This is a genomic window from Bacillus cereus group sp. BfR-BA-01524, assembly GCF_022662595.1.
In the GTDB taxonomy this organism is placed as follows: Bacteria; Bacillota; Bacilli; order Bacillales; family Bacillaceae_G; genus Bacillus_A; species Bacillus_A thuringiensis_S.
Map to the genome: position 1 here is coordinate 1 of NZ_JAKUDW010000505.1, position 211 is coordinate 211.

Here is a 211-nt window from a genome sequence, read left to right on the forward strand (position 1 = left end):
ATAAGTGATTTAGAAAAGACGAGTGTAATAAGAAGATTGGCGCTCTTTTACGTCGTCCATAATGTTTTGAATGTGTTGCTCACGTAAAATCTCTTTCTGTGAAAGTTTACGCTTTTGAATAGTGATAGTTAAAAAGAATGCTTTAAATTTCATGAATATATGACCCCTTTAAAATATATTTTTAATACATTTGAGTGTAGTATGAACTTTT

At 28.9% G+C, this 211-nt stretch carries 1 protein-coding gene; it reads right to left on the bottom strand.

Annotated features, from left to right (window positions below):
• Window positions 1-9: 9 nt before the first annotated feature.
• Window positions 10-153, bottom strand: a complete 144-nt coding sequence (locus tag MR170_RS32105; RefSeq protein WP_029442601.1) for a YrzI family small protein — start codon at window positions 151-153, stop codon at window positions 10-12.
• Window positions 154-211: the final 58 nt, after the last annotated feature.

What these genes read in the sequence shown, in the direction of transcription:
- MR170_RS32105 (WP_029442601.1), bottom strand. Translation starts at nt 153, where the DNA reads ATGAAATTTAAAGCATTCTTTTTAACTATCACTATTCAAAAGCGTAAA.